The 23,426-nt window shown below is 41.8% G+C and carries 18 protein-coding genes; 10 read left to right on the top strand and 8 right to left on the bottom strand.

What is annotated here, in order from left to right; genetic code table 11:
• Positions 1 to 98 precede the first annotated feature (98 nt).
• On the bottom strand, positions 99 to 896 hold the full coding sequence (locus tag BDD43_RS07460; RefSeq protein WP_121197091.1) for a hypothetical protein: 798 nt from the start codon (positions 894 to 896) through the stop codon (positions 99 to 101).
• Positions 897 to 990: 94 nt separating this feature from the next.
• On the opposite strand from BDD43_RS07460, the gene pepT reads away from it, so the two are divergent.
• The 3 genes from pepT (at position 991) to BDD43_RS07445 (ending at position 5,636) form a co-directional block, all read left to right on the top strand.
• Complete coding sequence (gene pepT, locus BDD43_RS07455; protein ID WP_121197090.1) at positions 991 to 2,265, top strand: peptidase T; 1,275 nt, start codon at positions 991 to 993, stop codon at positions 2,263 to 2,265.
• 102 nt (positions 2,266 to 2,367) lie between these two features.
• Positions 2,368 to 3,246, top strand: a complete 879-nt coding sequence (locus tag BDD43_RS07450; protein ID WP_121197089.1) for a nucleoside phosphorylase — start codon at positions 2,368 to 2,370, stop codon at positions 3,244 to 3,246.
• 203 nt (positions 3,247 to 3,449) lie between these two features.
• Positions 3,450 to 5,636 carry an LruC domain-containing protein gene (locus BDD43_RS07445; protein WP_121197088.1) on the top strand — a complete coding sequence of 729 codons (2,187 nt, stop codon included), beginning with the start codon at positions 3,450 to 3,452 and terminating at the stop codon, positions 5,634 to 5,636.
• 79 nt (positions 5,637 to 5,715) lie between these two features.
• Here BDD43_RS07445 and BDD43_RS07440 read toward each other — a convergent pair whose 3' ends face one another.
• Entirely contained in the window at positions 5,716 to 6,246 is a 531-nt protein-coding gene (locus BDD43_RS07440; RefSeq protein ID WP_121197087.1) for an ExbD/TolR family protein, read from the bottom strand.
• Between the two features lie 158 nt (positions 6,247 to 6,404).
• On the opposite strand from BDD43_RS07440, the gene BDD43_RS07435 reads away from it, so the two are divergent.
• From BDD43_RS07435 to BDD43_RS07420, 4 genes are all read left to right on the top strand, one after another.
• Positions 6,405 to 6,740, top strand: coding sequence for a cupin domain-containing protein (locus BDD43_RS07435; protein ID WP_162847001.1), 336 nt, complete (start codon positions 6,405 to 6,407; stop codon positions 6,738 to 6,740).
• A gap of 71 nt (positions 6,741 to 6,811) precedes the next feature.
• A complete protein-coding gene (locus BDD43_RS07430) occupies positions 6,812 to 7,735 on the top strand; it encodes a DUF6515 family protein (RefSeq protein ID WP_121197085.1) in 924 nt (307 codons plus the stop codon).
• An 11-nt stretch (positions 7,736 to 7,746) separates the two neighbouring features.
• Entirely contained in the window at positions 7,747 to 7,941 is a 195-nt protein-coding gene (locus BDD43_RS07425; protein WP_147425589.1) for a hypothetical protein, read from the top strand.
• Positions 7,942 to 8,016: 75 nt separating this feature from the next.
• Positions 8,017 to 8,589 (top strand): NUDIX hydrolase, encoded by a 573-nt coding sequence (locus BDD43_RS07420; protein WP_121197083.1) that lies wholly within the window; start codon positions 8,017 to 8,019, stop codon positions 8,587 to 8,589.
• Between the two features lie 74 nt (positions 8,590 to 8,663).
• Here the strand turns inward: BDD43_RS07420 and BDD43_RS07415 are convergent, their stop codons facing one another.
• The 3 genes from BDD43_RS07415 to BDD43_RS07405 all read right to left on the bottom strand — a co-directional run bounded on the left by BDD43_RS07415 (position 8,664) and on the right by BDD43_RS07405 (position 13,174).
• Complete coding sequence (locus tag BDD43_RS07415) at positions 8,664 to 9,335, bottom strand: porin family protein (RefSeq protein ID WP_121197082.1); 672 nt, start codon at positions 9,333 to 9,335, stop codon at positions 8,664 to 8,666.
• A 346-nt stretch (positions 9,336 to 9,681) separates the two neighbouring features.
• A complete protein-coding gene (locus tag BDD43_RS07410) occupies positions 9,682 to 12,060 on the bottom strand; it encodes a ribonucleoside-diphosphate reductase subunit alpha (protein WP_121197081.1) in 2,379 nt (792 codons plus the stop codon).
• A gap of 139 nt (positions 12,061 to 12,199) precedes the next feature.
• Entirely contained in the window at positions 12,200 to 13,174 is a 975-nt protein-coding gene (locus BDD43_RS07405; protein WP_121197080.1) for a ribonucleoside-diphosphate reductase small subunit, read from the bottom strand.
• Positions 13,175 to 13,785: 611 nt separating this feature from the next.
• Between BDD43_RS07405 and BDD43_RS07400 the strand changes: the two genes are divergently transcribed.
• On the top strand, positions 13,786 to 15,171 hold the full coding sequence (locus tag BDD43_RS07400) for a DNA/RNA non-specific endonuclease (protein WP_121197079.1): 1,386 nt from the start codon (positions 13,786 to 13,788) through the stop codon (positions 15,169 to 15,171).
• A 287-nt stretch (positions 15,172 to 15,458) separates the two neighbouring features.
• Here the strand turns inward: BDD43_RS07400 and BDD43_RS07395 are convergent, their stop codons facing one another.
• From BDD43_RS07395 to BDD43_RS07385, 3 genes are read right to left on the bottom strand one after another with little or no spacing between them, the layout of a single operon-like run.
• Positions 15,459 to 16,394, bottom strand: a complete 936-nt coding sequence (locus BDD43_RS07395) for a hypothetical protein (protein ID WP_121197078.1) — start codon at positions 16,392 to 16,394, stop codon at positions 15,459 to 15,461.
• A 30-nt stretch (positions 16,395 to 16,424) separates the two neighbouring features.
• Positions 16,425 to 17,891: a SusD/RagB family nutrient-binding outer membrane lipoprotein gene (locus tag BDD43_RS07390; RefSeq protein WP_121197077.1), complete on the bottom strand. Its 1,467-nt coding sequence runs from the start codon at positions 17,889 to 17,891 to the stop codon at positions 16,425 to 16,427.
• Positions 17,892 to 17,933: 42 nt separating this feature from the next.
• Positions 17,934 to 21,203 (bottom strand): SusC/RagA family TonB-linked outer membrane protein, encoded by a 3,270-nt coding sequence (locus BDD43_RS07385; protein WP_121197076.1) that lies wholly within the window; start codon positions 21,201 to 21,203, stop codon positions 17,934 to 17,936.
• 201 nt (positions 21,204 to 21,404) lie between these two features.
• On the opposite strand from BDD43_RS07385, the gene BDD43_RS07380 reads away from it, so the two are divergent.
• Positions 21,405 to 21,737 carry a PadR family transcriptional regulator gene (locus tag BDD43_RS07380; RefSeq protein WP_121197075.1) on the top strand — a complete coding sequence of 111 codons (333 nt, stop codon included), beginning with the start codon at positions 21,405 to 21,407 and terminating at the stop codon, positions 21,735 to 21,737.
• Positions 21,738 to 21,770: 33 nt separating this feature from the next.
• Positions 21,771 to 23,426, top strand: coding sequence for a PspC domain-containing protein (locus tag BDD43_RS07375; RefSeq protein ID WP_121197074.1), 1,656 nt, complete (start codon positions 21,771 to 21,773; stop codon positions 23,424 to 23,426).

The raw sequence follows: 23,426 nt of genomic DNA, 5'->3' as shown, positions 1-23,426 counted from the left end.
CAAATAAAACAACAGGCATAAACTATTTTATGCTTACAATGCAAAATGGCTTTAAACATTTTAACAATAACACAGTTTAACTGTGCTATAACAATAAATTAATGTATTGGTTTGCGGTATGATGTAACATTGCCAAAGTTAAACTTGAGGCCAATGTGAAAACCGCCAAAGCGTTCAAAATTACGGCTGGTAAAATCCGGATCGGCATAGCCATCTAAGCCGTAGCCGAAAACATAATTCATTTGGTAACCTGTTTCAACCAATATAAAGGGCTCGTCGTAAGCGTTATATATTTTAAACTGGTAACCTAGCCTAACAGGTATAAATACATTGTTACTCTTATCAATAACGCCGTATACGCGGGTACTATCGTTATTATAGCGGTTAATTTGCACTATATTATTGTAAATCATCCCTATACCTGTACCAACGTATACATTACGCAATACTTTATTTAAAAAGCCGCCGTTTTCGTAATCCAAAAATTCGCCAAGCTGTACATCCCCATGCAGAGAGATACTTTGGTAATTATTGGTAAAGTAACGCCTATATGGGTCAACAGTGGCTTCGTAAGCTGCCGGTAAAGCAGCTATTACGGTTGCGTAACTTGAATTTTTTGAATCGAGGTTTTTTACAGCATCGGTATAAAAGTTACTATACCCACCGGTTAACTGGCCAAACTCGTACACAATAGAAAAATTGGTGTATGGTGTTGAGTTAAACGTGATGTTAAAATTTACTGCCGGGCCATGAGCCGGATATGGAACATCGGTTGTGGGCGATACATAACTGTAGCCTGCGCCTAAACTGTATTGCGCAAAGTTGTAACCAAGTTGAGCTTTTGCTGTAAAAACCAATGCTGGCAAAGCAATTAAAACGAGTATAGCTTTTTTCAAAATAAATATTTATTAGCAGGCTAAATTGTTAAAAAAATCAACTAATTTTTTTTGCCTATGTTTACCAAAAATAAAGTTTCATTTGTTAATAATCATGACTTCTTTTAAAAAATCTGATCTTAATTTTTCTGTTGTAGAACGCTTTTTTCGTTACGTAATTGTGGACACCCAATCCGATTCATCTTCTTTAACCCATCCGTCAACGCCCAAACAAAAAAACCTGGGTAAAATACTGGTTAATGAGTTATTAGAAATTGGCGTTACCGATGCCCATATAGACCAATTTGGATACGTTTACGCAACTATACCTGCAAATACAACAAGGCCAAATGTACCTATAATTTGCTTCTGTTCGCATATGGATACTTCGCCAGATTGTAGTGGTTTAGATGTAAAACCTATTATTCATGAAAATTACCAGGGCCAGGATTTGATTTTGCCCGATGATGCCACGCAAATATTGCGCATGGCCGAACACCCCGACTTAAAAAACCAAATAGGCAACGATATTATAACCGCCAGCGGAACAACGCTTTTAGGTGCCGATAACAAGGCCGGTGTGGCCGAAATTATGGACGCCTGTTACCATTGGATGAACCACCCGGAAATAAAACATGGCACCATAAAAATATTATTTACGCCCGATGAAGAAATTGGCCGCGGGGTTGATAAGGTTGACATTGAAAAATTAGGGGCTTATGCCGCTTATACAATTGATGGCGAAAGCGCGGGAACAATGGAAAACGAAACGTTTTCGGCAGATGGTTTAAAGCTAACCATTAACGGCATTAGTGCGCACCCCGGCTTTGCCAAAGGCAAAATGCAAAGTGCTATAAAAATTGCTGGTGCTATTGTGGCCTCGCTGCCGCACCAGCTATCGCCCGAGGGAACATCTGGCAAGCAGGGCTTTGTACACCCGGTGGCTATTGAGGGCAATGTAGAGCAAGCGATTGTTGAATTTATTGTTCGCGATTTTGACGACAACTTATTAGTACAGCACGCCGGGGTAATTAAACAAACCACCGAAACCATTTTAAGCAATTACCCAAATGCCACTTATACCATAGAAGTAAATGCCCAATACCGCAACATGAAACAAGTGCTTAATGAGCACCCCGCCATTGTTGATAACGCTATGGAAGCAATTAAACGTGCCGGTATGGAACCCCGTTTGCGCAGCATTCGTGGTGGCACAGATGGTTCGCGGTTATCATTTATGGGTTTACCCTGCCCCAATATTTTTGCGGGCGAACACGCTTTTCATGGTAAGCAGGAATGGGTATCGGTACAGGATATGCAAAAGGCAGTTGAAACCATATTGCATTTAGGTGAGGTTTGGGAAGGGGCCTCACCCAACCCTCCCCGGTAGGGAGGGCGTTTGAAAATCATTCATTTTATATTTATCAAGCCCTTAGATCAAAAGTCTCCCCTACCGGGGGAGATTTAGAGGGAGCTTTTTAGTACTTTTTTTATGACAGATCGCATAGCAGAATCAGAACTGATAATTAACGAGCGTGGCTCGGTATACCACTTAGATGTTCATCCGGATGAACTGGCCACTGATATTATTACCGTTGGCGACCCTGACCGTGTGCAACAGGTTAGCCAGCATTTTGACCGCATTGAGTATAAACGCCAGCACCGCGAATTTGTAACCCATACCGGTTATATAGGCAGCAAACGCCTATCGGTAGTATCAACCGGCATTGGTACCGATAATATTGATATTGTGCTTAACGAGCTTGATGCCCTTGTAAATATTGATTTTGATACCCGCACAGTAAAACCGCAGCTTAAACAATTAAACATAGTGCGTGTAGGTACATCGGGCTCGCTGCAACACCACATACCGGTTGATAGCTTTTTGGTATCAACCTATGGTTTGGGTATTGATAATTTACTCAACTTTTACCAAAATACGCCCACCGCAGCCGAGCTTGCTATACTTGCTGCCTTTATTAATCAAACCCAATTGGGGGGCAACGTGGCGGCTCCTTATATTAGCCCTTGCGGCCCGGCTATGCTGCCCTACTTTAGCGAGGGCTTCCATCAGGGCATTACGGTTACCTGCCCTGGCTTTTACGGCCCACAGGGCAGGGTGTTACGCCTGCCTTTAAGCAATCCGGGGTTTATTAACAGTTTAACCCATTTTAATTTTGATGGAAACATTATTAGTAATTTTGAAATGGAAACCGCCGGGCTTTATGGTTTGGGTAAATTACTTGGCCACCAGGTTTTAAGTTTAAATGCTATTATGGCTAACCGGGTAACCGGCCAGTTTTCTAACAACGGTAAAAAAACCATGGATAAACTTATTGCTAAAACCCTACATATATTAACAAGCATTTAACAAGATATTTTTTTAACTAGTTAGGATATACATTGAAGTTTGTGGGGAATTTACTGTTGGCGTAAAGTAAACATTACTCAATTTGGGTAAATAAATCCACAACAGAACGGGTAAAAAGTGACTTTTAAGGCTTATTTGCAAGCGGTACAACTTTTGCTTTTGCAATGTCGTAAATGTTAAAAAACTAATACCTGTTATCCAACATGAAAAAAACCTTATTAATAGCCACCGCCTTTAGCATATTTGCGTTGGCTTCGTGCAAAAAAAATGAAAACTCTTCCACTACTACAACGGTAACATCGCTTAACGATGTGAAAATCCCCTCAGGGTTTAACTGGGAAAGCTCAAGAAACTTAAATGTATCTGTTGCCGTAACCGATACCCGTTTTGGAACATCAGCATATACCATATCTTTATACGATGGCAACCCTTATGCAGGTGGTAACCTTATTTCTAAGGGTGCTGCTACAGCAACTAAAGCTTTCGAAACCAAAATTTATCTGGCTACCACTATCACTCAGTTGTATGTTGTAAAAACCGCTCCTGATAATTCAACAATAGTTGAGCAAGTTGCGGCAGGCAACACCGATATAAGCCTATCAATTGGCGCTACCGATCCGGCTTATGCTATCAACTCTGCGGCAAGCAGCAAACAAGTATTGGCAACTGCACCAACCAGCCCTGATTGCAGCGGCGGTACAGCAATTACAGCCAACACCAACAACCTTAACGTTAACAGCGGCGATACTTACAGTATTACAGGCAGCAACATTACTGTTGGCTTTAGCAATGTAAACGGTGGTACAATTAAAGTTTGCGGTAAAAACGTAACCCTGCAAAACTTAAGCTTTAACGGTGCGGCTACATTAATAGTAACTACATCGGGCTCTATCAACCTATCATCAATTAACTATAATAACAGCTCGGCTGCAATACAAAATTTTGGTGTTATCAATTACTCGGGCTCTTTTCCAGATAATGGTCTTTTCGCCAATTATGGTTCGTTCACTTGCGGGGGAGATTTTAACCTAAACAGTAATGCAGGCACCTTTGTTAACAACGGCACCATGACGGTTAGCGGAAGCTTCCAGGACGGAACAAGTGCTGTAGCTACCAACAATGGTACTATGGTTGTTAGCGGTAATTTCCAACCCAATAGCAACAGTGCTTTTGTTAACAACTGTTCGTTAACGGTTGGCGCTAACTACAACCAAAGCTCGGGCGTAAAAAACTACAGCTTTATTAATGTTGCAGGCCAGTCAATTATAAACGGCGGTGCAGAGTTAGGCTTATATAATGGCGCTATGCTTAAAACAAAAGATTTTATTGTTGATGGTAGTGCTAAAGGTTATGGTTCAACCTCGCTTATTAAAATAACCGGAACAACTAATATCCGTAACTCGGGTTCGGTTGTGGCCAATGTTGAAGTATGGCAAACAAGCGGCAGCATAGATGGAACATCTGCCGGCAAAGTTAACAGCGGTGCAAGCACAACAGACCATAGCGTTTATATTGCTACTTCGGGCTGTAACAGCGAAGGCAATGGTACTGCTGCTGTATCAGACTCGGACGGTGACGGTGTACCTGATAACCTGGACGCTTACCCAACCGACCCTAAAAGAGCTTACAATGTTGCAGGTGCAACAGGTACAATAGCCTACGAAGATCAATGGCCTGTAAAAGGCGACTTTGACCTTAACGACGTGGTAATGGGTTACAACTATACCTTAGTAACCAGCGCAACAAACGTTGTAGTATCTGTAAGCGGTACGTTTACCTTATACGCAACCGGTGGTACTTACAGCAATGCTTTTGCAGTTGAGTTTCCGGTTAGCAAATCGCTTGTAAGTGGTTTAGCAGTTACAAAAGCAGGTGTTGCCGTTAGCGGTGCTGCATTTGAGGCAGGCCAAACCAACGCCGTTGTAACTTTATTTAGCAACATGCGCGAAGAAATGGCTACCTGGAATACCAGAAAAACCGAAGCCTTCACCCCTTACAAAACATACACGCTTAGCTTTAACATAGCTAACGGCCCAACATTATCAACTTTTGGACAAGACGAATACAATCCGTTTATATACAACAGTGGCCGCGGACATGAGGTACACGTAATGGGCAAAACCCCAACTACCCTGGCAGACGCAAGCCTGTTTGGCACAAACGATGATAACACAAGCGTAGCTGCAAGCCGTTACTATGTAACTAAAGCAGGCTTACCGTTTGCAATAAACATTCCGGCTGTATTTGCTTACCCATCAGAATCTATCGATATCACAAACGCTTATCCGCATATTGCAGATTGGGCAAAATCTAACGGTTCGAGCTATACCGACTGGTACAGCAACCTTACCGCAGGTTACCGTAACACAAGTAATATTTACACTCACTAATACAAACAGGTACAATGCAAAAAGCGTCTGGCTCTTAATTGAGGCAGACGCTTTTGTTTTATAGCAGGGGCAACAAAAATTAGTATATGCCTTTTTGCTTTAGCAAGGTAACTTCGTTAGGTGTTATATCTTCGATGGCGTAACCGGTGGCACCGGCAATATGTAATTCGTCGAGCGTGGCCACCAGGTTTTGGTAAACCGAATGGTTACTTGCCTTTATAATAACAAACATAGCCTTGCCGGTTGTAGCGGCTACCTGTTTATTTAAATCGATAATGGCCTGGCGGATGCCGGTTTTACCATAGTTGGTAACTTTGGGTTGTGTAAGAGGTTTCTCCGTCATGCCGAGGTATGATACCGCCTGGTTATTACTGCCGAGACAAATGGTCATGGTGCTTTTTTCCGACACGTTGATCTTACTGATGGGTTCAGTGGTATCGGGCATGGTTACACCAAACATGCGCGATTTTTGCAGGGTTGTTGTGAGAATAAAAAAGGTAATAAGCAAAAAAGCAAGATCAACCATTGCGGTAAGATCTACCCTTGTTGACACTCTGTTACGACGGTACTTACCGTTCGCTTTTCCGGTTGAGGCGGTTAATTCGGCCATGATTTTTAAAGATTTGGTTGATAATTTGGTTAATTGGCATAATTAAATGGGGTTCAATTACTTAACTACAACGTGCGCCTATATTATTTTGTTGTGGCCAATTTAAATTATACTGCATATTATATTTAGTTGGTATATTCATGCTTTTAAATTTACCTATGGCTGCAAATATTTTTCAAAGCTTTACCGATATACCTGTTAAAGAAACCATTGCAGGCTTTTATTCGCAATTTATCCATACCGAAACCAACACTATTAATTTTATTGAGATATTGGCCGGCTGCCTAGTACCATTGCACCAGCATGTACACCAGCAGTGCTCGTTTGTGTTAGAAGGGCGGTTTGAAATGACGGTTGATAACCAAACCCGAATACTTGCACCTGGCCTGTTTGCCATTATACCACCCAACGCCATTCATGGCGGTACTGCCATTACCAATTGCAAATTGATAGACCTGTTTACGCCCGTTAGGGAAGATTATAAAAACTTTTAATTACATGCCGAATAAACTAATGCCCCTTTACTACGTTTAATATATTAAATAAAACAAAACAGAAATTTAAAATGAGTAGGATATTCAAAAAAGTTGCCCTGGTTGTATTCATGAGTATAACGGCAATATCATTTCAGGGAATGGCGCAACGCCACGGTGGTGGCGGGCATAGCAGCGGGGGCGGCCACAGCAGCGGCGGCTTTGGCGGGGGTGGGCATTCGGCACGCTCGTTTAGCCCAAGGTCTTCGGGTGGTAGTTTTAACAGGCCATCGGCGCACACCAATTCGTTTAACAGGCCATCGCCTACGGTACACACCAATAGCTATAACCGCACGGCAGTACGCAGCAACGGGTTTGGCGGGCGCAGTACTTACAGGCCTGCAGGCCGCAGCTACGGCAACCATACCACAATAGTTAACCGCACTACCGTTGTTAACAGGGGCTATGTACGCGGGGGTTATTATGGCCATGCAAGCCATATTAGTTACTACCACCCATCAAGGCCGGTGTATATTTTTGGGCACCCGCACTATGGCTATTATTACCACCCTTACAGGCCTTATTACTGGGGACCAAGCTGGCACCCAATTGGCTTTTTTACCGGCGCTTTGTTAGGTGCCGCTATCGAGTTATCGTGGCATAACCACCCTTACCGTTACTATAATGGCGTTTATTACGAACCATACAATAACGGTTACAGGGTTATAGCACCACCTGTAGGTATCAGGATAAATTCGTTGCCTCCGGGATTTTCGGAAATACCGGTTGAAGGCGTTAACTATTACTATTATGGTGGTACTTTTTACCAAAATAATGGTGGCGGTTATGATGTTGTTGCAGCTCCTTTTGGTGCTGTTGTATATAACCTGCCCGATGGAGCACAGGAAGTTACCGTTAATGGTAACCGCTATATGTTTTATAACAACACCTATTACCAACCGTTTAACGACAATGGGCAAGATGCCTACGAAGTTGTTGATGTTAGGGAACACTAAAAAATTAACAGATGAGAGAAACCCCGGTGGCCGATGGCTATCGGGGTTTTTTATGTGCAATTGTTACCGGCACCTTGCTTTCAACCCACTCCTGGCCGTTTTACCGCCGTTTGCAAAACAAAACGTTTAGGGATGCTCAATATACGTACAGGTTTGGGCTTGCTATCTCCAAACTCGCCGTTGGAAGCTATAACCGTGCATTTTAAGTTTATTATTTTTTTTGGTGTTATAATTGCCGCGCTAAAGTAGCATATTTATAATTTAACCAAAACCGATACAAAATGGGTAACACCGAAATACAAAAATGGACCGTTTTAAAAGAGGAAGACGTGTCGCCGAGCCCCTGGTTTCCGCTGTTGCGGCATACTGTAAAGCTACAAAACGGCAATATTATTGACGACTACTTTTTTGCTCCACTGGGCGATGTAGTAATTTTAGTTGCCCTTACCCCCCGGCACGAGGTAATACTTGTTAAACAATACAAACACGGCCTGGGCGATATTTTGCTTGAACTGCCTGGCGGCATGCAGCAAAAGGAGAAAAGCATCATTGAATCGGCCTTGAACGAGTTGGAGGAGGAAACCGGTGTTAAGGCCACTGCCAGTCAATTAATAGCGTTAGGCAAACTGGCTAATAACGCCACTAAAACCCGACAAATTACCTACGGCTTTATTGTTTTTGATGCTGAGGTTACTACTGTACAAAAGTTGGACAGCACCGAAATGATAGACGTTATTAATGTACCCGCACCACAAGTATTGCAAATGGTTAAAGATGGGGAGATTTGGACGGTAGACAGCGTGGCCTTTATTTTAAAAGCTGCACTGCTGTACCCGGATGTGTTTGGGGTGTAAACATAAAAAACGCGCCATTGCAAGTTATAAAGCAATGACGCGTGCTAATAGAAAATCGTTGTCAAGCGTCTTTTTTAAAAAAACTTAACTGCTAAACCAATTTGCCAAACCTGGTTGTTGTATTGCGAAATATCCGACACGCCGGTGATGGCGGTGCTTTGCAAGTCGATAGTGTATCTTGCGCGCAGTTCAACATTGGGGTTTAGCTCCAAACCTACACCAACCACACCACCAATTAAGGTTTTGTTATAACCATCGGTTGCGCTGTTATACAGGGTTTGGGTTTGCGAACTGTAGCCATTTTTAAACGTGTTTTGGGTTGACAGCAAAAACGAAATTTGCGGACCGAAAACAAAGTTAAAATTGGGTATAGGCTTTACTTTTAAAAGAAACGGCACATCTATCCAGTTGGTGCGCTGGTTAAATTGCCCGGTGTTGGTTGCCGCGCTATAACCCTTGCCGGAGTATAATACTTCGGGCTCAAAGGCAAAATTGGTGTTAAAAGGTACTTCGATACCCGCGCCTGCATGGAACCCTGCAAGTGTACCGGTAGAAAAATTATAATCGTTTACATTAACAACATTAGAAACGTTTAGGCCACCAATAATATCAAACTTAACTTTGTTTTGGCTTATAGGTTGCTGGCCCTGATGCGGACGATTACGAGGATAATAACGGCGATGTTGCGCACTTACCGAACCTGCCAGTACAAGCAGGCATAATGCCGAAAAAATGATCTTTTTCATGTCTGAATCTTTAATTTGTTTTTAGCTATAGATGACACGGCAGGCTAAAGGTTTATTTGATTATTGATTTTAACAATAATTAACAATTGTATGATAATTGGGTTTGGGATAAAATGGTTAGATGTAGTTTGGTTAAGCGATTCAAAAATGCGTTATCGGCGCAAAAGGATGGCAGTTAAAAAATATATGCATACGGTTACCAACGCCCTACGCTTCAACTATCGCTCATCATGAGAATAAATCCATAATTTATCGTCATTTCAGTTTCGTAGGCGGCAAAGTTCCCCCAACAAAAAACCCTCCGGCCCGAGAGTCGAAGGGTTTAAAAAAAATATTTAGGTTAAAATTATGCCGAGCAGGTTACACAACCTTCGTCCATTGAGCAAGTTGGTCCGTCGGGTATTTCGTCTACAACGGCAACGCCGTTTTCGGGTATTACGGGTTCCATTGCTTTGCCGCCCTGGCTCTCTATGGTAAATTTAACTGCTTGCGATGCTGCCTGTGTGCGCAGGTAATACATGCCGGTTTTTAAACCTTTTTTCCAGGCGTAAAAATGCATCGATGTTAGTTTTGATGCGTTTGGCGAACTCACAAACAGGTTAAGCGATTGCGACTGGCATACGTATGCGCCGCGGTCGGCAGCCATATCAATAATGGTGCGCATTTTAATTTCCCATACGGTTTTGTATAGTTCCTTAATATCGGCAGGTATTTCGGGAATATCCTGTACCGAACCATTGGCGCTGATGATTTGGTTCTTGATGTCGTTGTTCCATAAACCTAAGTTCACCAAATCGTGCAGCAGGTATTTGTTAACTACCACAAACTCGCCGCTTAATACACGGCGGGTGTATATGTTTGATGTGTATGGCTCAAAGCACTCGTTGTTACCCAATATTTGCGATGTTGAAGCTGTAGGCATTGGCGCAACCAATAAAGAGTTACGTACACCATGGTTCATTACATCCGAACGTAAATCGTCCCAGTTCCAACGGCCACTATCCGGGGTAACGTTCCATAAATCAAACTGGAACTGCCCTTTTGATAGCGGAGAGCCTTTAAAGGTTTCGTAAGGGCCATCTTTAATTGCCAGGTCTTTTGAGGCCGTCATGGCTGCAAAATAAATGGTTTCGAATATTTCTTTATTTAACTGTTTAGCCTCGTCGCTTTCAAAAGGTAAACGCAGGCGTATAAAGGTATCGGCTAAACCTTGCACACCTAAACCTACCGGGCGGTGGCGCAGGTTTGAGTTGGCGGCCTCAACTACAGGGTAGTAGTTATGGTCGATAATTTTGTTAAGGTTTAGCGTTACCTGATATGTAACATCATACAGTTTTTGATGATCGAATACATCGGCAGTAATGTACCTCGGCAATGCTAACGATGCCAGGTTACAAACGGCCACCTCATCGGCAGCGGTATATTCAATAATTTCGGTACACAGGTTTGAACTTTTAATGGTACCCAAATTTTGTTGGTTTGATTTGCTGTTGGCAGCATCCTTATACAACAAATAGGGGGTTCCGGTTTCAACCTGGGCATCTAATATAGCAAACCAAAGCTCTTGCGCCTTTATGGTTTTGCGGGCGCGGCCCTCGGCCTCGTAACGGGTGTACAGGGTTTCAAACTCTTTACCCCAGCACTCGTGCAGGCCGGGTGCTTCGTGCGGGCAAAACAAGCTCCAGTTACCGTCTTCCTCAACTCGCTGCATAAATAAATCGCAAACCCAAAGGGCAAAAAATAAATCGCGGGCACGCATTTCTTCTTTACCGTGGTTTTTACGCAGATCTAAAAATTCAAAAATATCTGCATGCCAAGGCTCAAGGTAAATGGCAAATGCACCTTTACGCTTGCCTCCACCCTGGTCAACATAACGGGCGGTATCGTTAAACACCTTTAGCATGGGTATAATGCCATTGCTGGTGCCGTTTGTACCGCTGATGTATGAACCTGTTGCGCGCACGTTGTGGATGCTTAAACCTATACCGCCTGCACTTTGCGATATTTTGGCGGTTTGCTTTAAGGTATCGTAAATACCATCAATGCTATCGTCTTGCATGGTTAGCAAAAAGCACGACGACATTTGCGGTTTTGGAGTACCGGCATTAAACAAAGTTGGTGTAGCGTGGGTAAACCAACGCTCGCTCATTAGGTTGTAGGTTTTGATGGCACTTTCTACATCCTCTTTATGGATACCTACCGATACGCGCATAAACAAATGCTGTGGGCGTTCGGCTATTTTACCATCGATTTTTAACAGGTACGATTTTTCTAAAGTTTTAAAACCAAAGTAATCAAAACCAAAATCACGGTCGTAGATAATTGTACTGTCTAACAGTTCGGCATTGTCTTCAATAACCTTCCACACATCCTCGGCTATGAGCGAAGCCGATTTGCCGGTTTTTTTATCTACGTAAGTATAAAGGTTACGCATTGTCCCGGAGAAGGATTTGATGGTATTTTTGTGCAGGTTTGATACCGCTATACGCGAGGCCAGTAAAGCATAATCGGGGTGTTTGGTAGTTAACGAGGCTGCTGTTTCGGCGGCCAGGTTATCCAGCTCGGATGTTGTTACGCCATCGTACAAACCTTCAACTACCTTTTTTGCCACATCTATCGGGTCAACCAATTCGGGGTTTAAACTATAACATAGTTTTTCAATCCTCGCGGTTATCTTATCAAATTTTACTGTCTCTTTTTTTCCGTCGCGTTTAATTACAAACATATGGTTAGTGTTTATTGGTGAATAATAGGTGTGTGGTTAATTAACAATTATATGTGTGTATTTAGGTTCGTCTTATTGAGGCTATTTAATGCTAACGATTGAAGAGCAATTAATGCAACTAAACCGCGGGGGAAAGCAATTAAAAATCCTCGTCCATTGAAAAAGCCTGGCCCTTAACATCGCTGCTCAGTACGCCGCTTTTTTGGTAATCTCCAACACGTTTTTCAAAAAAGTTTGTTTTACCCTGCAGGGATATCATCTCCATAAAATCAAACGGGTTGGTGGCATTATATAATTTAGGGTAACCGAGTTCTTGCAACCAGCGGTCGGCAACAAACTCAATATACTGGCCCATTAGTTTGGCATTCATGCCAATCAAATTTACGGGCAGGGCATCGGTTACAAATTCTTTTTCAATTTCAACGGCATCAGATATAATACCGGTTACGGCTTCTTTTGATAGCTTGTTGCTTAACATACTGTATAATAAGCAGGCAAACTCGCAGTGCATACCTTCGTCGCGAGATATTAATTCGTTGCTAAAGGTTAAACCTGGCATAAGGCCGCGTTTTTTTAACCAAAATATAGAGCAAAAGCTACCCGAAAAGAAAATACCCTCTACAGCGGCAAAGGCCACCAGGCGCTCGGCAAATGTGCCGTTTTCAATCCATTTTAAGGCCCACTCTCCTTTTCGCTTTACGCAAGGAACGGTTTCGATGGCGTGGAAGAGGCGGTCTTTTTCAACATTATCTTTAATATAAGTATCGATAAGCAAGGCGTATGTTTCGGAATGGATATTTTCCATCATAATCTGGAAACCATAAAAGCAGCGTGCTTCGGGCAATTGCACCTCGCTCATAAAGTTAACGGCCAGGTTTTCGTTAACTATACCATCGCTGGCCGCAAAAAATGCTAATACGTGCGATATGAAATGCCTTTCGCCATCGTTCATGTTGTTCCAGTCTTTCATGTCGTCGCTCAGGTCAATTTCCTCGGCGGTCCAAAAGCTGGCTTCATGCTTTTTATACATCTCCCAAATGCGGGGATAATTAATAGGCAAAATAACAAAGCGATCTTTATTTTCTCTCAGCAGTATTTCGTTTTCCTGGTTCATATTTCCTGTAATCTCTTGTTAACTTTCTTTTCATAATACCGATGCCAACCGAAGACACCAATCCTTAGCTTTTACGGAAAAGCCTTTTTAGGGTTGTGTACCTTTCGTCGAAATTTATTCGTGTTTACGTTTAACAACGTAAGGTAAATGTGCAAATTGGATTAAGGGGCATCCGTTTAGTTATGCTTACCGCGATAGCTATTAATTACAATAGCATTCATCTGTAAATCAACTAAATATATTTAATTTGCACATCTACCACTATTTGGCGCGGCATCATCTTTACTATTATAATAAACTTATACACTATGTTTTGTACTTGTTTATTGAAATAGAAACCAAAGTTACGGAGTAATGTTTAAAGGTCATTGTCATTTTTTATACACATTTAACTAAGTTTTAAACATGGTGTTGATATATAAAACAGTAAAAACCGGGGGTTTTTTGCTATTGTTTTTAAGCTACGCTACTCAACGGCCTCCTGGTGTATTTTGGGGCCAGTTTTAACGGCATCTTAAATAAATTGTCAAAAGAAATTGTTTTGTTAACATTAGCTTAACAACCCAAGAGGGTAGCCAACCGTAAACCTGCCGAACTTAAAAAAACAGCTTATGAACTTAAAAAAAATTCTGATTTACCCTCTTGCCATGGCCATGTTACTGGTATCGTGCCAAAAGGAGGCCACGGCTCCGGTTGCCGATGAGCAGCTAAATCCATCGTTTAACATCAACAACGGCTTTGGCAACAGTTTAGCTGTTACCCAAACTTTTGACGAGGGTTTTGAAGCAGGTACCAAAACGGCTTACGCCGCAGCCGATGTTACGTTTGGCAGCGGTAGCTGGAACTTAAACAACGCGCTGGTGGGCACCAGCACTTCCGACGCAAAGGTGGGCTCGCACTCGGTACGCATTACTGCTACCGGCGTTTTAAGCATGAACTTTGATGTAAGCACGGGTGCATCAACGGTAACGGTTAAGCATGCGGTTTATGGTAGTGATGCGTCGTCAACCTGGGGGCTGTGGATGAGCGCAGACGGTGGAAGTACCTATACGCAAGTGGGCTCCACGGTTACCAGTTCATCGGCAACGCTGGCAACAGCAACCTTTACCGTAAACACAGCCGGAACGGTTCGTTTCCAGATCCGTAAGGCCACCGGTACATCAATCCGTATCAATATTGATGAATTTACCATTAACAGCTATGATAGCGGCTCGGGAGCTGGCGGTAGCGGCGGTACTACCGGCGATAACACCAATATGTTGCTGGGCAACCCCAGCGGAGCAACTACCAGCATTACAACAAGCTATAACAATTACTTATACGACCATACTTATTACATACAAAGCTATAATAAAGACAAAGGCGAACCTAACTGGACATGCTGGTATGTTGGCCCAACAAGCTTAGGATCAACAGCGCGCCAGGATGATTTTAGGGCAGATACGGGCTTACCCTCGGGATGGTATGAGGTTGGCGCATCAAGTTATTCGGGTTCGGGTTTTGACAGGGGACATAACTGCCCTTCGGCAGACCGTACCTCAACCGTGGCTGCTAACCAGGCTACCTTTTTGATGGATAACATGATACCACAGGCACCCAACAATAACCAACAAACCTGGGGTAACTTAGAAGATTATGGCCGCTCGCTGGTCACAGCCGGGAACGAAATTTATGTAATAATGGGAACTTACGGCCAAGGTGGCACAGGATCGAGCGGGACGGCAACCACTGTTGACGGCGGCCATGTTGTGGTACCTGCCCATGTTTGGAAAATTATTGTTGTAATACCTAATGGCAACGGCGATTTAAGCCGCATTACCACATCAACCCGTGTTATTGCTGTTGATACGCCCAACATCAATACTATAAACAGCGATTGGACACAGTATATTACCACTGCCAAAAGCATAGAAACAGCTACGGGTTATTCGTTTTTTACTGCGCTGCCTACTGCGGTAAAAACAGCTTTAGAAAACAAGGTTGACTCGGGATCGTAAACAATTATTTTAATACAAAAGAGCGGCTCATGTTAAATGGGTCGCTCTTTTTTTGTGAGTTAATTTAAAAAGGTGCTAATCAAAGCGAAAAACCAAGTGTATGTTATAATAACCTATGCAATCTTAAACTATAGCGGCAACTTTAGGTTAATTCCCTAATACCGTATCCGATTTTGCTGTTCAAGGCTTACTGGAGCTTTAAGGCAAAACGATTACCCTTGATGACGATCTCATTTAATAAAAAAGCCACCCTGTTTCCAAGGTGGCTTTGTGAAATGTATCAAATCTTATCTTGAACCGCTATAGACAAGGACAAGATGTGCCTGTCTGCTTGAAGCTGGCGGCGCAGCAGTAAACCAGCCAATATTCACATAAAAAGTTTTGGTGCTTGGATTATAATAATTATCCTGCGTAGTTATATTTTGAACATAAGGATTACTTGATGATGTGGTAGTGACCTTGTTTGTTGTGGGATCAACAGAAAGTTGCAATACGTCCACACCACCTACCCCAGCTCCTGTGATCCATTTTAATCCGGAATAAGAACAGGTAGTAGCACTGGTCGTAGCCAAAGATATAGTTAAACCATCTGGAAGAACACCACCTAAGGTAGTCGGAGTTTCAGCACTTCCGTCTGCGTTGAACCTGTATATTGATCCTGTATATTTATAAACACCGTCATAAGAATTCTTAATAGCGACGCTTGCTACTATAGTATCTAAACCCGCTTTTCTTGTCAATCCGCCGGTATTGCTTATCGCATAAACCACAGCATATTGTTTAGAAAGGTCTATCTTACTGCCATCGATATTAAATATAACATTCTTTGCAAAATCACCTGGAGCAAATGTAAATGTTAAACCTGTAGCGGTTGCGGCCAAACCTGGTTGCGGAGTAAGTGTATAAAGCGATGACGGCATTGCAGAATACGGCGTACTGTGTTTTGATAAATAATCCGCTGTAACATCAGTAAGCACAACCGTATTGGTTGTTTGTAAAGCATCGTTACTTGCTGCATCTCTTTGCACACTAAACATGTTCACTGCCTTAATATTTGTAAACACAGCAAAGAATTGAGGATTTAATTTAGCCTCGGTGATTCTTATATATGAAGGACCCTGGCCAGCCGCCTGATTAGGGCTATATTTATCTTTAACGCAAGCGTTTAAGAAAACCATAGCTGAGCAACCCAGCATCAGGTATTTTAAAAAATTATTTTTCATTTTATCTAATTTAAATATTTAATACAAATATTATTGATCCCACCACACTCTTGAATCTTGCTTATCACCACCGGATATAAGTGCTATAGCCGCGTTAACGCTTGCGGTGTTAGTAGTATATTCGGAAGCCGAATAAGTAAACCTGCTAACAATTGGTTTGCCAGCACCACCAGTACCTGGTTTAAGATTTAAAGGGTTTTGAGTGAAAGCACTTCCTGAACCTGCAGTTCCATCGCGGGTAGTAGATGTTAAACGGTAAATATCCCAACCCATAAAACCATCAGGGTAACTTGCCAAATATCTTTGTTTGATAATATCGGCAAAAACAGGCGCGCTGCTTATATAAGATGTAGGCACAGTTAAACCCCATTGCGCGAAGGCTTGAGTAACACCGCTTGCATATAATGTAGCCGCACTCTCGGTAGTCCAACCAATTGCTGCTGCATGTGCACGGGCCAATAGTGATTCACCCGCAGTTAAAACAAATAATGGGCTTGTAGGTGTACGTTGATCTGCACGTAAAACCAATGCAAAGCTTGGGTTTGCCGTAGTGAAAGCAACGGTACTTGTGCGATCGCCACCTGGAGGGATGCCTACGTTTGATGATATTGTACCGCCTGTTACGTTATTGGGATCATTAAAAGCACCACCGTAAATAGTTGCCCGTGTGTCATTTAAAGAGCTTAACAAATCAGTCATGGTTTTACTTTCTGCGTAATCAGTCCTACCGTCATAAAGACTAAAGAATGGATCTTTATAAGTACCGCCAGGATAAACTACTTTCATATTATCAGCGTTTGTTACAATAGAACCGCCTACGTCATTCAATGCAGCATTAAATTGAGTAGCTGCGTAATCGGTAGAAGTTGGCATCTTTTTAGATAACTGCAGCGAAATAAGCATACGTAAAGTATTTGCCATTTTTTTCCAACTGGCAACATTACCATTATAAAAAATATCTCCGCTAATTGCAGAACCGTCAAAAGAGCTAACTGCACTTGTTAGCGCAGATAACATACCTTTGTAAATATTTTGTTGAGCATCATATGCCGGCTGGGGGTATGCCAATCCTTTTAAAGCCTGGCTGTAAGGTACATCTCCCCAGGAATCGGTAATATGCCAGAAAATGTACTGTTGTAATATCAAAGCAACGTTTGAGGTATTTTTGCTTGTACCGGCATTAATAATACTTTGTAAGTCATACAATTGGGTACTATACTCGCCGGTGAAATTATATTGCGGCAACGCGTATAATGATACCGCCGGATATTGCGTTTCGGCAAAATATTGAGAATATTGCCCCCCGTTGATTGCCTCAAGCTGACTACCTGCATAATTTGCAACCGATAGCTCGGCGTTGGTTAACAACGCACCTATAATAGGTGTTGAGATGGCAGCCTGGTTATAGTTGGTATTACCAAAATCACTTAGCTTTTGGCAACCCGCAACGCTCCAAACAAGTGCCGTGGTAAGTGTATATATAAATATCTTTTTCATGTTGTTCTTTTTTTAAAATGTATTCTCTCTCCTGATAAATTATCAAAAACCTACCTTTAAGTTAAAACCAATACCCCTTGTTCCAGGTAATTGTCCAGATTCGCCCGATACAGCACTAATTTGTGACGGATCAAAATCTTTAGTTTTTGCATATAACAGCCAAAGGTCAGTTCCGGTAAGTTGGAAAGTAGCATTCTTAACGTAGCTTGCTATACCCAATTTTTTAACCGGTATGCGGTAGCTTATGCCAAGCTCACGTAATTTAATAAAGGTAAGGTCGTAAACAAATTCGTCGCCCGTTTTGCTGTTGTAATTGTTTTGATAATAATCGTAAGCAGGAACATACATATCAATTGTTGCGCCAGATGCACTAACACCGATTTGGTGAATACCACCGCCGTTACCAACCGGATCACGAACAGGGATGCCTTTATCGTTAAGTGCGGCAGTACGAGCAGTTAAACCGCTATATGAACCCCACAAATCAGACAGAGAAGAGAATTTACCACCAAACTGATAATCAATGTTTACGTTAATTGCAAAATCTTTATAAACAATAAAACTGTTTTGGATACCGCCTGTGTGCTTAGGTAAAGCACTACCAAAAGATACCGCAGGATTGTTTTGATACATACCGGCTGATGTTAAGATAGGTACACCATTTGCGTTACGCAATATACCGTTGCCATATATTTGGCCCCAGCTTTGGCCTTGCACCTGGTACAAACCTGGCAATGCACTATAAGTATTAAACCCAACAGCAATGGTTTTAATACCGTATTTGTTGCTAATCTCGTCAACATAATCATGCAACAGGTTTGAGTATGTTGCGTTTATTCTCCATTCAAAGTTTTTAATTTTAACCGGAGTACCATATAATGTAAAGTCGAGACCGTTTTTGGTGATTTTACCAAAGTTGGTTGTTATACTGGTTAGACCTGAAGCACCGTTTAAACCAACACTACCTGCAAGGTTTTCGTTACTACCGTCCCAATAAGTAGCGGTTAAACCCAACCGCTCGTTAAAGAAAGCCAAGTCGATACCTAATTCTTTTTCCTTAACGGTGTTACCAATTAAATTAGGGTCAACAATACCGTCATTTGCGGTTTGTAATAAGTTACTTACGAATTTATTAGCAGATGTAGTGTACACGCTTCCCGGGTACCTTCCAAAACCAAATGATTCTGAAGACGAACCAAACACACTGCCGTTTTGGCCCAATGCTGATGGTATTTCACCATAGCTTGCACGTAATTTACCCATGCTTAACCAGGTAGACTGGCTTTTTAATAATTCGCTAAACACGAATGAACCACCGATAGATTTTGATGTTACAAGGTTCTTAGATGGGTTTAACGTTGAATACCAATCATCACGTAATGAACCATTCAAGTACAACATATCTTTCCAGCCAATATTTGCTGTAACGAAAAGAGCATTGTATCTTTCTTTAGCTCTTGTGTTACCATAAGAAGCCGGATCAACAGAGTTTGAAATAGTAAATACGTTAGGAACGCTCAAACCATTATTGGTGTTAGCCGAATCGTCGTTATAATTCGCATTATAGAAATCGCCACCTGCGTTTGCATCTATTTTAAAATCCTTAATTTTTTTCGTGTAGTTAGTTAAGAATTCGTAGTTTTCGCGGTTTAAATATGTGGTATAATTTGCATAGTATCCTTTGTTTCTGGCTTCGTTACCTGTTGTTTGAACACCAGAGGTAGCTAAGTCGGACGAGAATTGGGTATAACCAAAAGTAGTATTTTGCATTTTACGGTAAGTACCTTTAAAGCTCAAATCGTTATTAACCTTGTAGGTTAAGGAGATGTTACCGTATAACCTATCGCGTTGGTTTACGTTTTGAACCAAATCCTGGTAGGTATAAAAGTTATACCAGTAGTTACCAGCATAAAATGCGTTGGCGTTATTTGGATCGTAAGTGTTCGGATCGGCGTGGTTCCAGCTTGCATAAGCCCCGGTTGGAGATTTTAAACCGCGCAATTCTTTCATGATACCCATATCAATATCACGGTGGAACCATTGGTTAAACGAACCTGAAGTTTGGTTGCTGTAAGCATCATTTACTAAACCGTCTTGCTTTTGGTTAACGTAATTGATGTTTGCACCTAAAATAAAGTGTTTGTTTAAATTTAAGTTGTAAGTAAGGGTCATGGTGTTCTTTCTCAAATCTGAGTTTGGAACCAAACCTTGGATGTATTGATTACCATAGCTAAACCTGATGTTATAATCATCGGTGGCTTTGCCTATAGCAATATTATTATTTAAAGTAACACCTGTGTTAAAATAATCACGTGCGTTATTTGGTTGCGGATTTAAAGTAGCCGTTTTGAAAGAGTACTGTGTACCAGGGTACCAGGCATACCAAGGGATATATTCCTGGCCAACCATTTTAGGGCCCCAACTGCTATCATCACTATAATCAGGATAATATTTGCCGCTTAATGCCTGCCATGCAGTAGGATCGCCGGCTTTCCAATTGTATTGGGTTAAATCGGGGTTGTTACCACCAGCATAAGTATTTTGATAGTTAGGCAAAATGTAAGCCATGTCCCAACGTGAACCTAAGTTTAAATCAACGTTAAGTCCATCTTTTTTCTTAGCTTTTTTCAAAGTGATAACAATAACACCGGAAGCACCTTGCGAACCGTATAAAGCACCGGCCGCGGCACCTTCTAATATTGTAGAACTCTCAATATCGTCGGGGTTAATATCATCAGAATTTGTCATGATAGTACCGTCAACAACGTAGAGTGCTGGGCTACCAGTACCAAAACCTGATGCACCACGTAAACGCACCTCAGTACCTCTGCCCAAAGCAGCCGTAGACTGGCTACGAACCTGTATACCAGCAACCTTACCAGCTAAAGCATTGTTGATATTAGCCTGGCGAACTGTATTTAAGTCGTCGCCGCTAACAACTTGTGCAGCACTGGATGCTGAACGTGAAGTTTGTTTGATACCAAACGCACCAGTTACCAAAACCTCACCTAATACTTTTGAAGAGGACTCAAGCTCGATGTTTAGTACCGCGCCTGTGATGGACTTGGTTACCGTTCCATAACCAATAAAGCTAAATTGTAGTGCTTTAACCGTTGCTGGTAAGCTAATTGAGAATTTACCGTCGGCACCAGTTACAACGCCAACATCTGTACCTACTCCTTTGATGCTAACGCCAGGCATTGGTCCGCCGTCGTCTTTAGCTGTAACCGTACCTGTTACGGTGCGATTTTGTGCAAAAATCTGCATGGAGTAAAACAGAAAGCACAAACTTACTAGTAGAAGTTTTTTCATTTCGTTAATAAATAAGATCAGTTAATAGTTAATTAATTATAAATGTAGTGTTACGTTTTCAAATTGTCAATTAAAAATTAAAAAAAATTCAATAATCGTTAAAAATATAATGTCAAGGGGGCAAAAATGACTTATAAGTCATGAAAATATTTTTAGTACTATGTATTGCATAATACAATCTAAAACATATATCTTTGTATTATGATTATAGAGAACACACAAACACAAATGCGAAAGGGAATACTTGAGTATTGTATCCTTTCTATCATATCAAAAGGCGAAACTTATGCATCGGATATTATTTCGGATTTAAAAAAATCGCAGATGCTGGTTGTTGAGGGCACTTTATACCCCTTACTTACCCGTTTAAAAAACAATGGCTTGCTCACCTATAACTGGGTTGAATCAACCTCCGGGCCGCCACGTAAATACTATGTACTCTCGGCAGAAGGGCGCATGGTGCTTGAACAACTGGATAAAACCTGGCAAGAATTATCGTTAGCAGTACAAACCGCCCTCGAAAACCGCAAATAAAAATCAACCCAAAAACTATCAGCATAAAATATCATGAATAAAACTATCATAATCAACATAAACGGCACTATTTTCCATATTGAGGAAGATGCCTACGAAGTGCTAAGAAGCTACATGACTGACGTTAAGCGACATTTTGCTAACGAAGAGGACAGCATGGAAATAACTACCGATATTGAAAACCGCATTGCCGAAATGTTTACCGAAATATTGGTACGCGAAGCAAGGCAGGTTGTTATTACTGCCGATGTAACTACAGTAATAAGCCAAATGGGTACCATAGAGGATTTTGAAACAGGTACCGACCATGCCAATGCCTCGTATACCGACCATCAAACTTTTGCAAGCAACCGCAAACTGTTCCGCGACCCGGATGATCATTTACTTGGTGGCGTATGTGCCGGTATTGCAAACTATTTTGATGTTGACGCGGTTTGGATACGCCTGGCCTTTGCCATTGCCGTTATTTTTGGCGGCACAGGTTTAATGGCCTACATTATTTTATGGATAATAGTACCAAAAGCTAATACCCGTGCCGACAAAATGGCCATGAAGGGCGAAAAGCTTGACCTAAAAGGCTTTATGCGCAATTTTGAAGAAGAGGTAAAAACCGTTCATCACTCGTTAAGCAACGCAAGCAGCAGTGCCCGCCCCTTTGTTTATAAAGTACGCGATTTTGTTACCGATTTTTTTGACCATTTTAAATACTTCTTGGGAGGCGCAGGTAAGGTAATATTAAAACTGATTGGTGTTTTGATATTGCTAACCTGCTTAGGTTTTATCATAGCCGGCTCGGTAGTATTAACTATTATTGTTGCGCAGGGGAGAGATGTTTTACACCTTTTTCCGTTTAGTATAGTTAACGACAGGTACAGCATTATTTACTTTAGTGCCTTCGCAGTGGCGGTTATCCCTTTACTATCTATTATATTGCTTACCCTACGGGTAATATTTGGCAACAAGGTTTTAGGCAAATCAACAAGTTATACCTTACTTATATTTTGGATACTGGCATTGAGCCTGCTAGGTTATTACTCATCAAAAGTTGCTGCCGATTTTAAGGAAGGCGCTGCCTTTAGCCAAACTTTAGATTTGAAAGCCCCTTTTAACAATACCTACTACCTAAAGCTCAACGATGTGAAATATTTGAGCCGGGAAGACAGTGTTCAGCTTGATATTAATTCACGTTTTAATGGAACCGTAATTTTAAACGACGAAGATGATGACGAAGTTAGCAACAGGCACGAATCGAAACCGCAAAATGTGAAGATATATATTGAACGCAGTGATGTTGCTTTCCCAACACTAACAGAAAAATTTAGTGCGCGCGGCCATACAGAGCAGGAAGCCCTGCGCAATGCCCGCAATGCATCATACTATTTCAAGCAAAAGGATACCGTATTAACTTTTGACAGGATGTTGAAAGTGCCTTTTTCTAGCTTGTGGAGAAACCAGGCGGTGGAATTGCGGTTGCGGATTCCGCAAAACTCAACATTGGTGATAGATAAAAAGCTGGAGCGCTATATTGAAAATGTATCGCTTGGTGAATGTAATGACATGAACAAACGGGACTACAACGATGCTGCTACCTTTATTATGACTAACAACGGCCTGCAATGCAAAGTAGATACCGTAGTAGTTAAAACCATACAAACCAATACTGCCCCCGACACTACCAGCGTCAACTAA

The organism is Mucilaginibacter gracilis (assembly GCF_003633615.1).
GTDB lineage: Bacteria > Bacteroidota > Bacteroidia > Sphingobacteriales > Sphingobacteriaceae > Mucilaginibacter > Mucilaginibacter gracilis.
The sequence above is the reverse complement of the archived record's forward strand: the minus strand, read 5'-3'. Positions and strand labels throughout refer to the sequence as shown.

What these genes read in the sequence shown, in the direction of transcription:
- pepT (WP_121197090.1), top strand. Translation starts at nt 991, where the DNA reads ATGACTTCTTTTAAAAAATCTGATCTTAATTTTTCTGTTGTAGAACGC.
- BDD43_RS07450 (WP_121197089.1), top strand. Translation starts at nt 2,368, where the DNA reads ATGACAGATCGCATAGCAGAATCAGAACTGATAATTAACGAGCGTGGC.
- BDD43_RS07445 (WP_121197088.1), top strand. Translation starts at nt 3,450, where the DNA reads ATGAAAAAAACCTTATTAATAGCCACCGCCTTTAGCATATTTGCGTTG.
- BDD43_RS07440 (WP_121197087.1), bottom strand. Translation starts at nt 6,246, where the DNA reads ATGGCCGAATTAACCGCCTCAACCGGAAAAGCGAACGGTAAGTACCGT.
- BDD43_RS07435 (WP_162847001.1), top strand. Translation starts at nt 6,405, where the DNA reads ATGGCTGCAAATATTTTTCAAAGCTTTACCGATATACCTGTTAAAGAA.
- BDD43_RS07430 (WP_121197085.1), top strand. Translation starts at nt 6,812, where the DNA reads ATGAGTAGGATATTCAAAAAAGTTGCCCTGGTTGTATTCATGAGTATA.
- BDD43_RS07425 (WP_147425589.1), top strand. Translation starts at nt 7,747, where the DNA reads ATGAGAGAAACCCCGGTGGCCGATGGCTATCGGGGTTTTTTATGTGCA.
- BDD43_RS07420 (WP_121197083.1), top strand. Translation starts at nt 8,017, where the DNA reads ATGGGTAACACCGAAATACAAAAATGGACCGTTTTAAAAGAGGAAGAC.
- BDD43_RS07415 (WP_121197082.1), bottom strand. Translation starts at nt 9,335, where the DNA reads ATGAAAAAGATCATTTTTTCGGCATTATGCCTGCTTGTACTGGCAGGT.
- BDD43_RS07410 (WP_121197081.1), bottom strand. Translation starts at nt 12,060, where the DNA reads ATGTTTGTAATTAAACGCGACGGAAAAAAAGAGACAGTAAAATTTGAT.
- BDD43_RS07405 (WP_121197080.1), bottom strand. Translation starts at nt 13,174, where the DNA reads ATGAACCAGGAAAACGAAATACTGCTGAGAGAAAATAAAGATCGCTTT.
- BDD43_RS07400 (WP_121197079.1), top strand. Translation starts at nt 13,786, where the DNA reads ATGAACTTAAAAAAAATTCTGATTTACCCTCTTGCCATGGCCATGTTA.
- BDD43_RS07395 (WP_121197078.1), bottom strand. Translation starts at nt 16,394, where the DNA reads ATGAAAAATAATTTTTTAAAATACCTGATGCTGGGTTGCTCAGCTATG.
- BDD43_RS07390 (WP_121197077.1), bottom strand. Translation starts at nt 17,891, where the DNA reads ATGAAAAAGATATTTATATATACACTTACCACGGCACTTGTTTGGAGC.
- BDD43_RS07385 (WP_121197076.1), bottom strand. Translation starts at nt 21,203, where the DNA reads ATGAAAAAACTTCTACTAGTAAGTTTGTGCTTTCTGTTTTACTCCATG.
- BDD43_RS07380 (WP_121197075.1), top strand. Translation starts at nt 21,405, where the DNA reads ATGATTATAGAGAACACACAAACACAAATGCGAAAGGGAATACTTGAG.
- BDD43_RS07375 (WP_121197074.1), top strand. Translation starts at nt 21,771, where the DNA reads ATGAATAAAACTATCATAATCAACATAAACGGCACTATTTTCCATATT.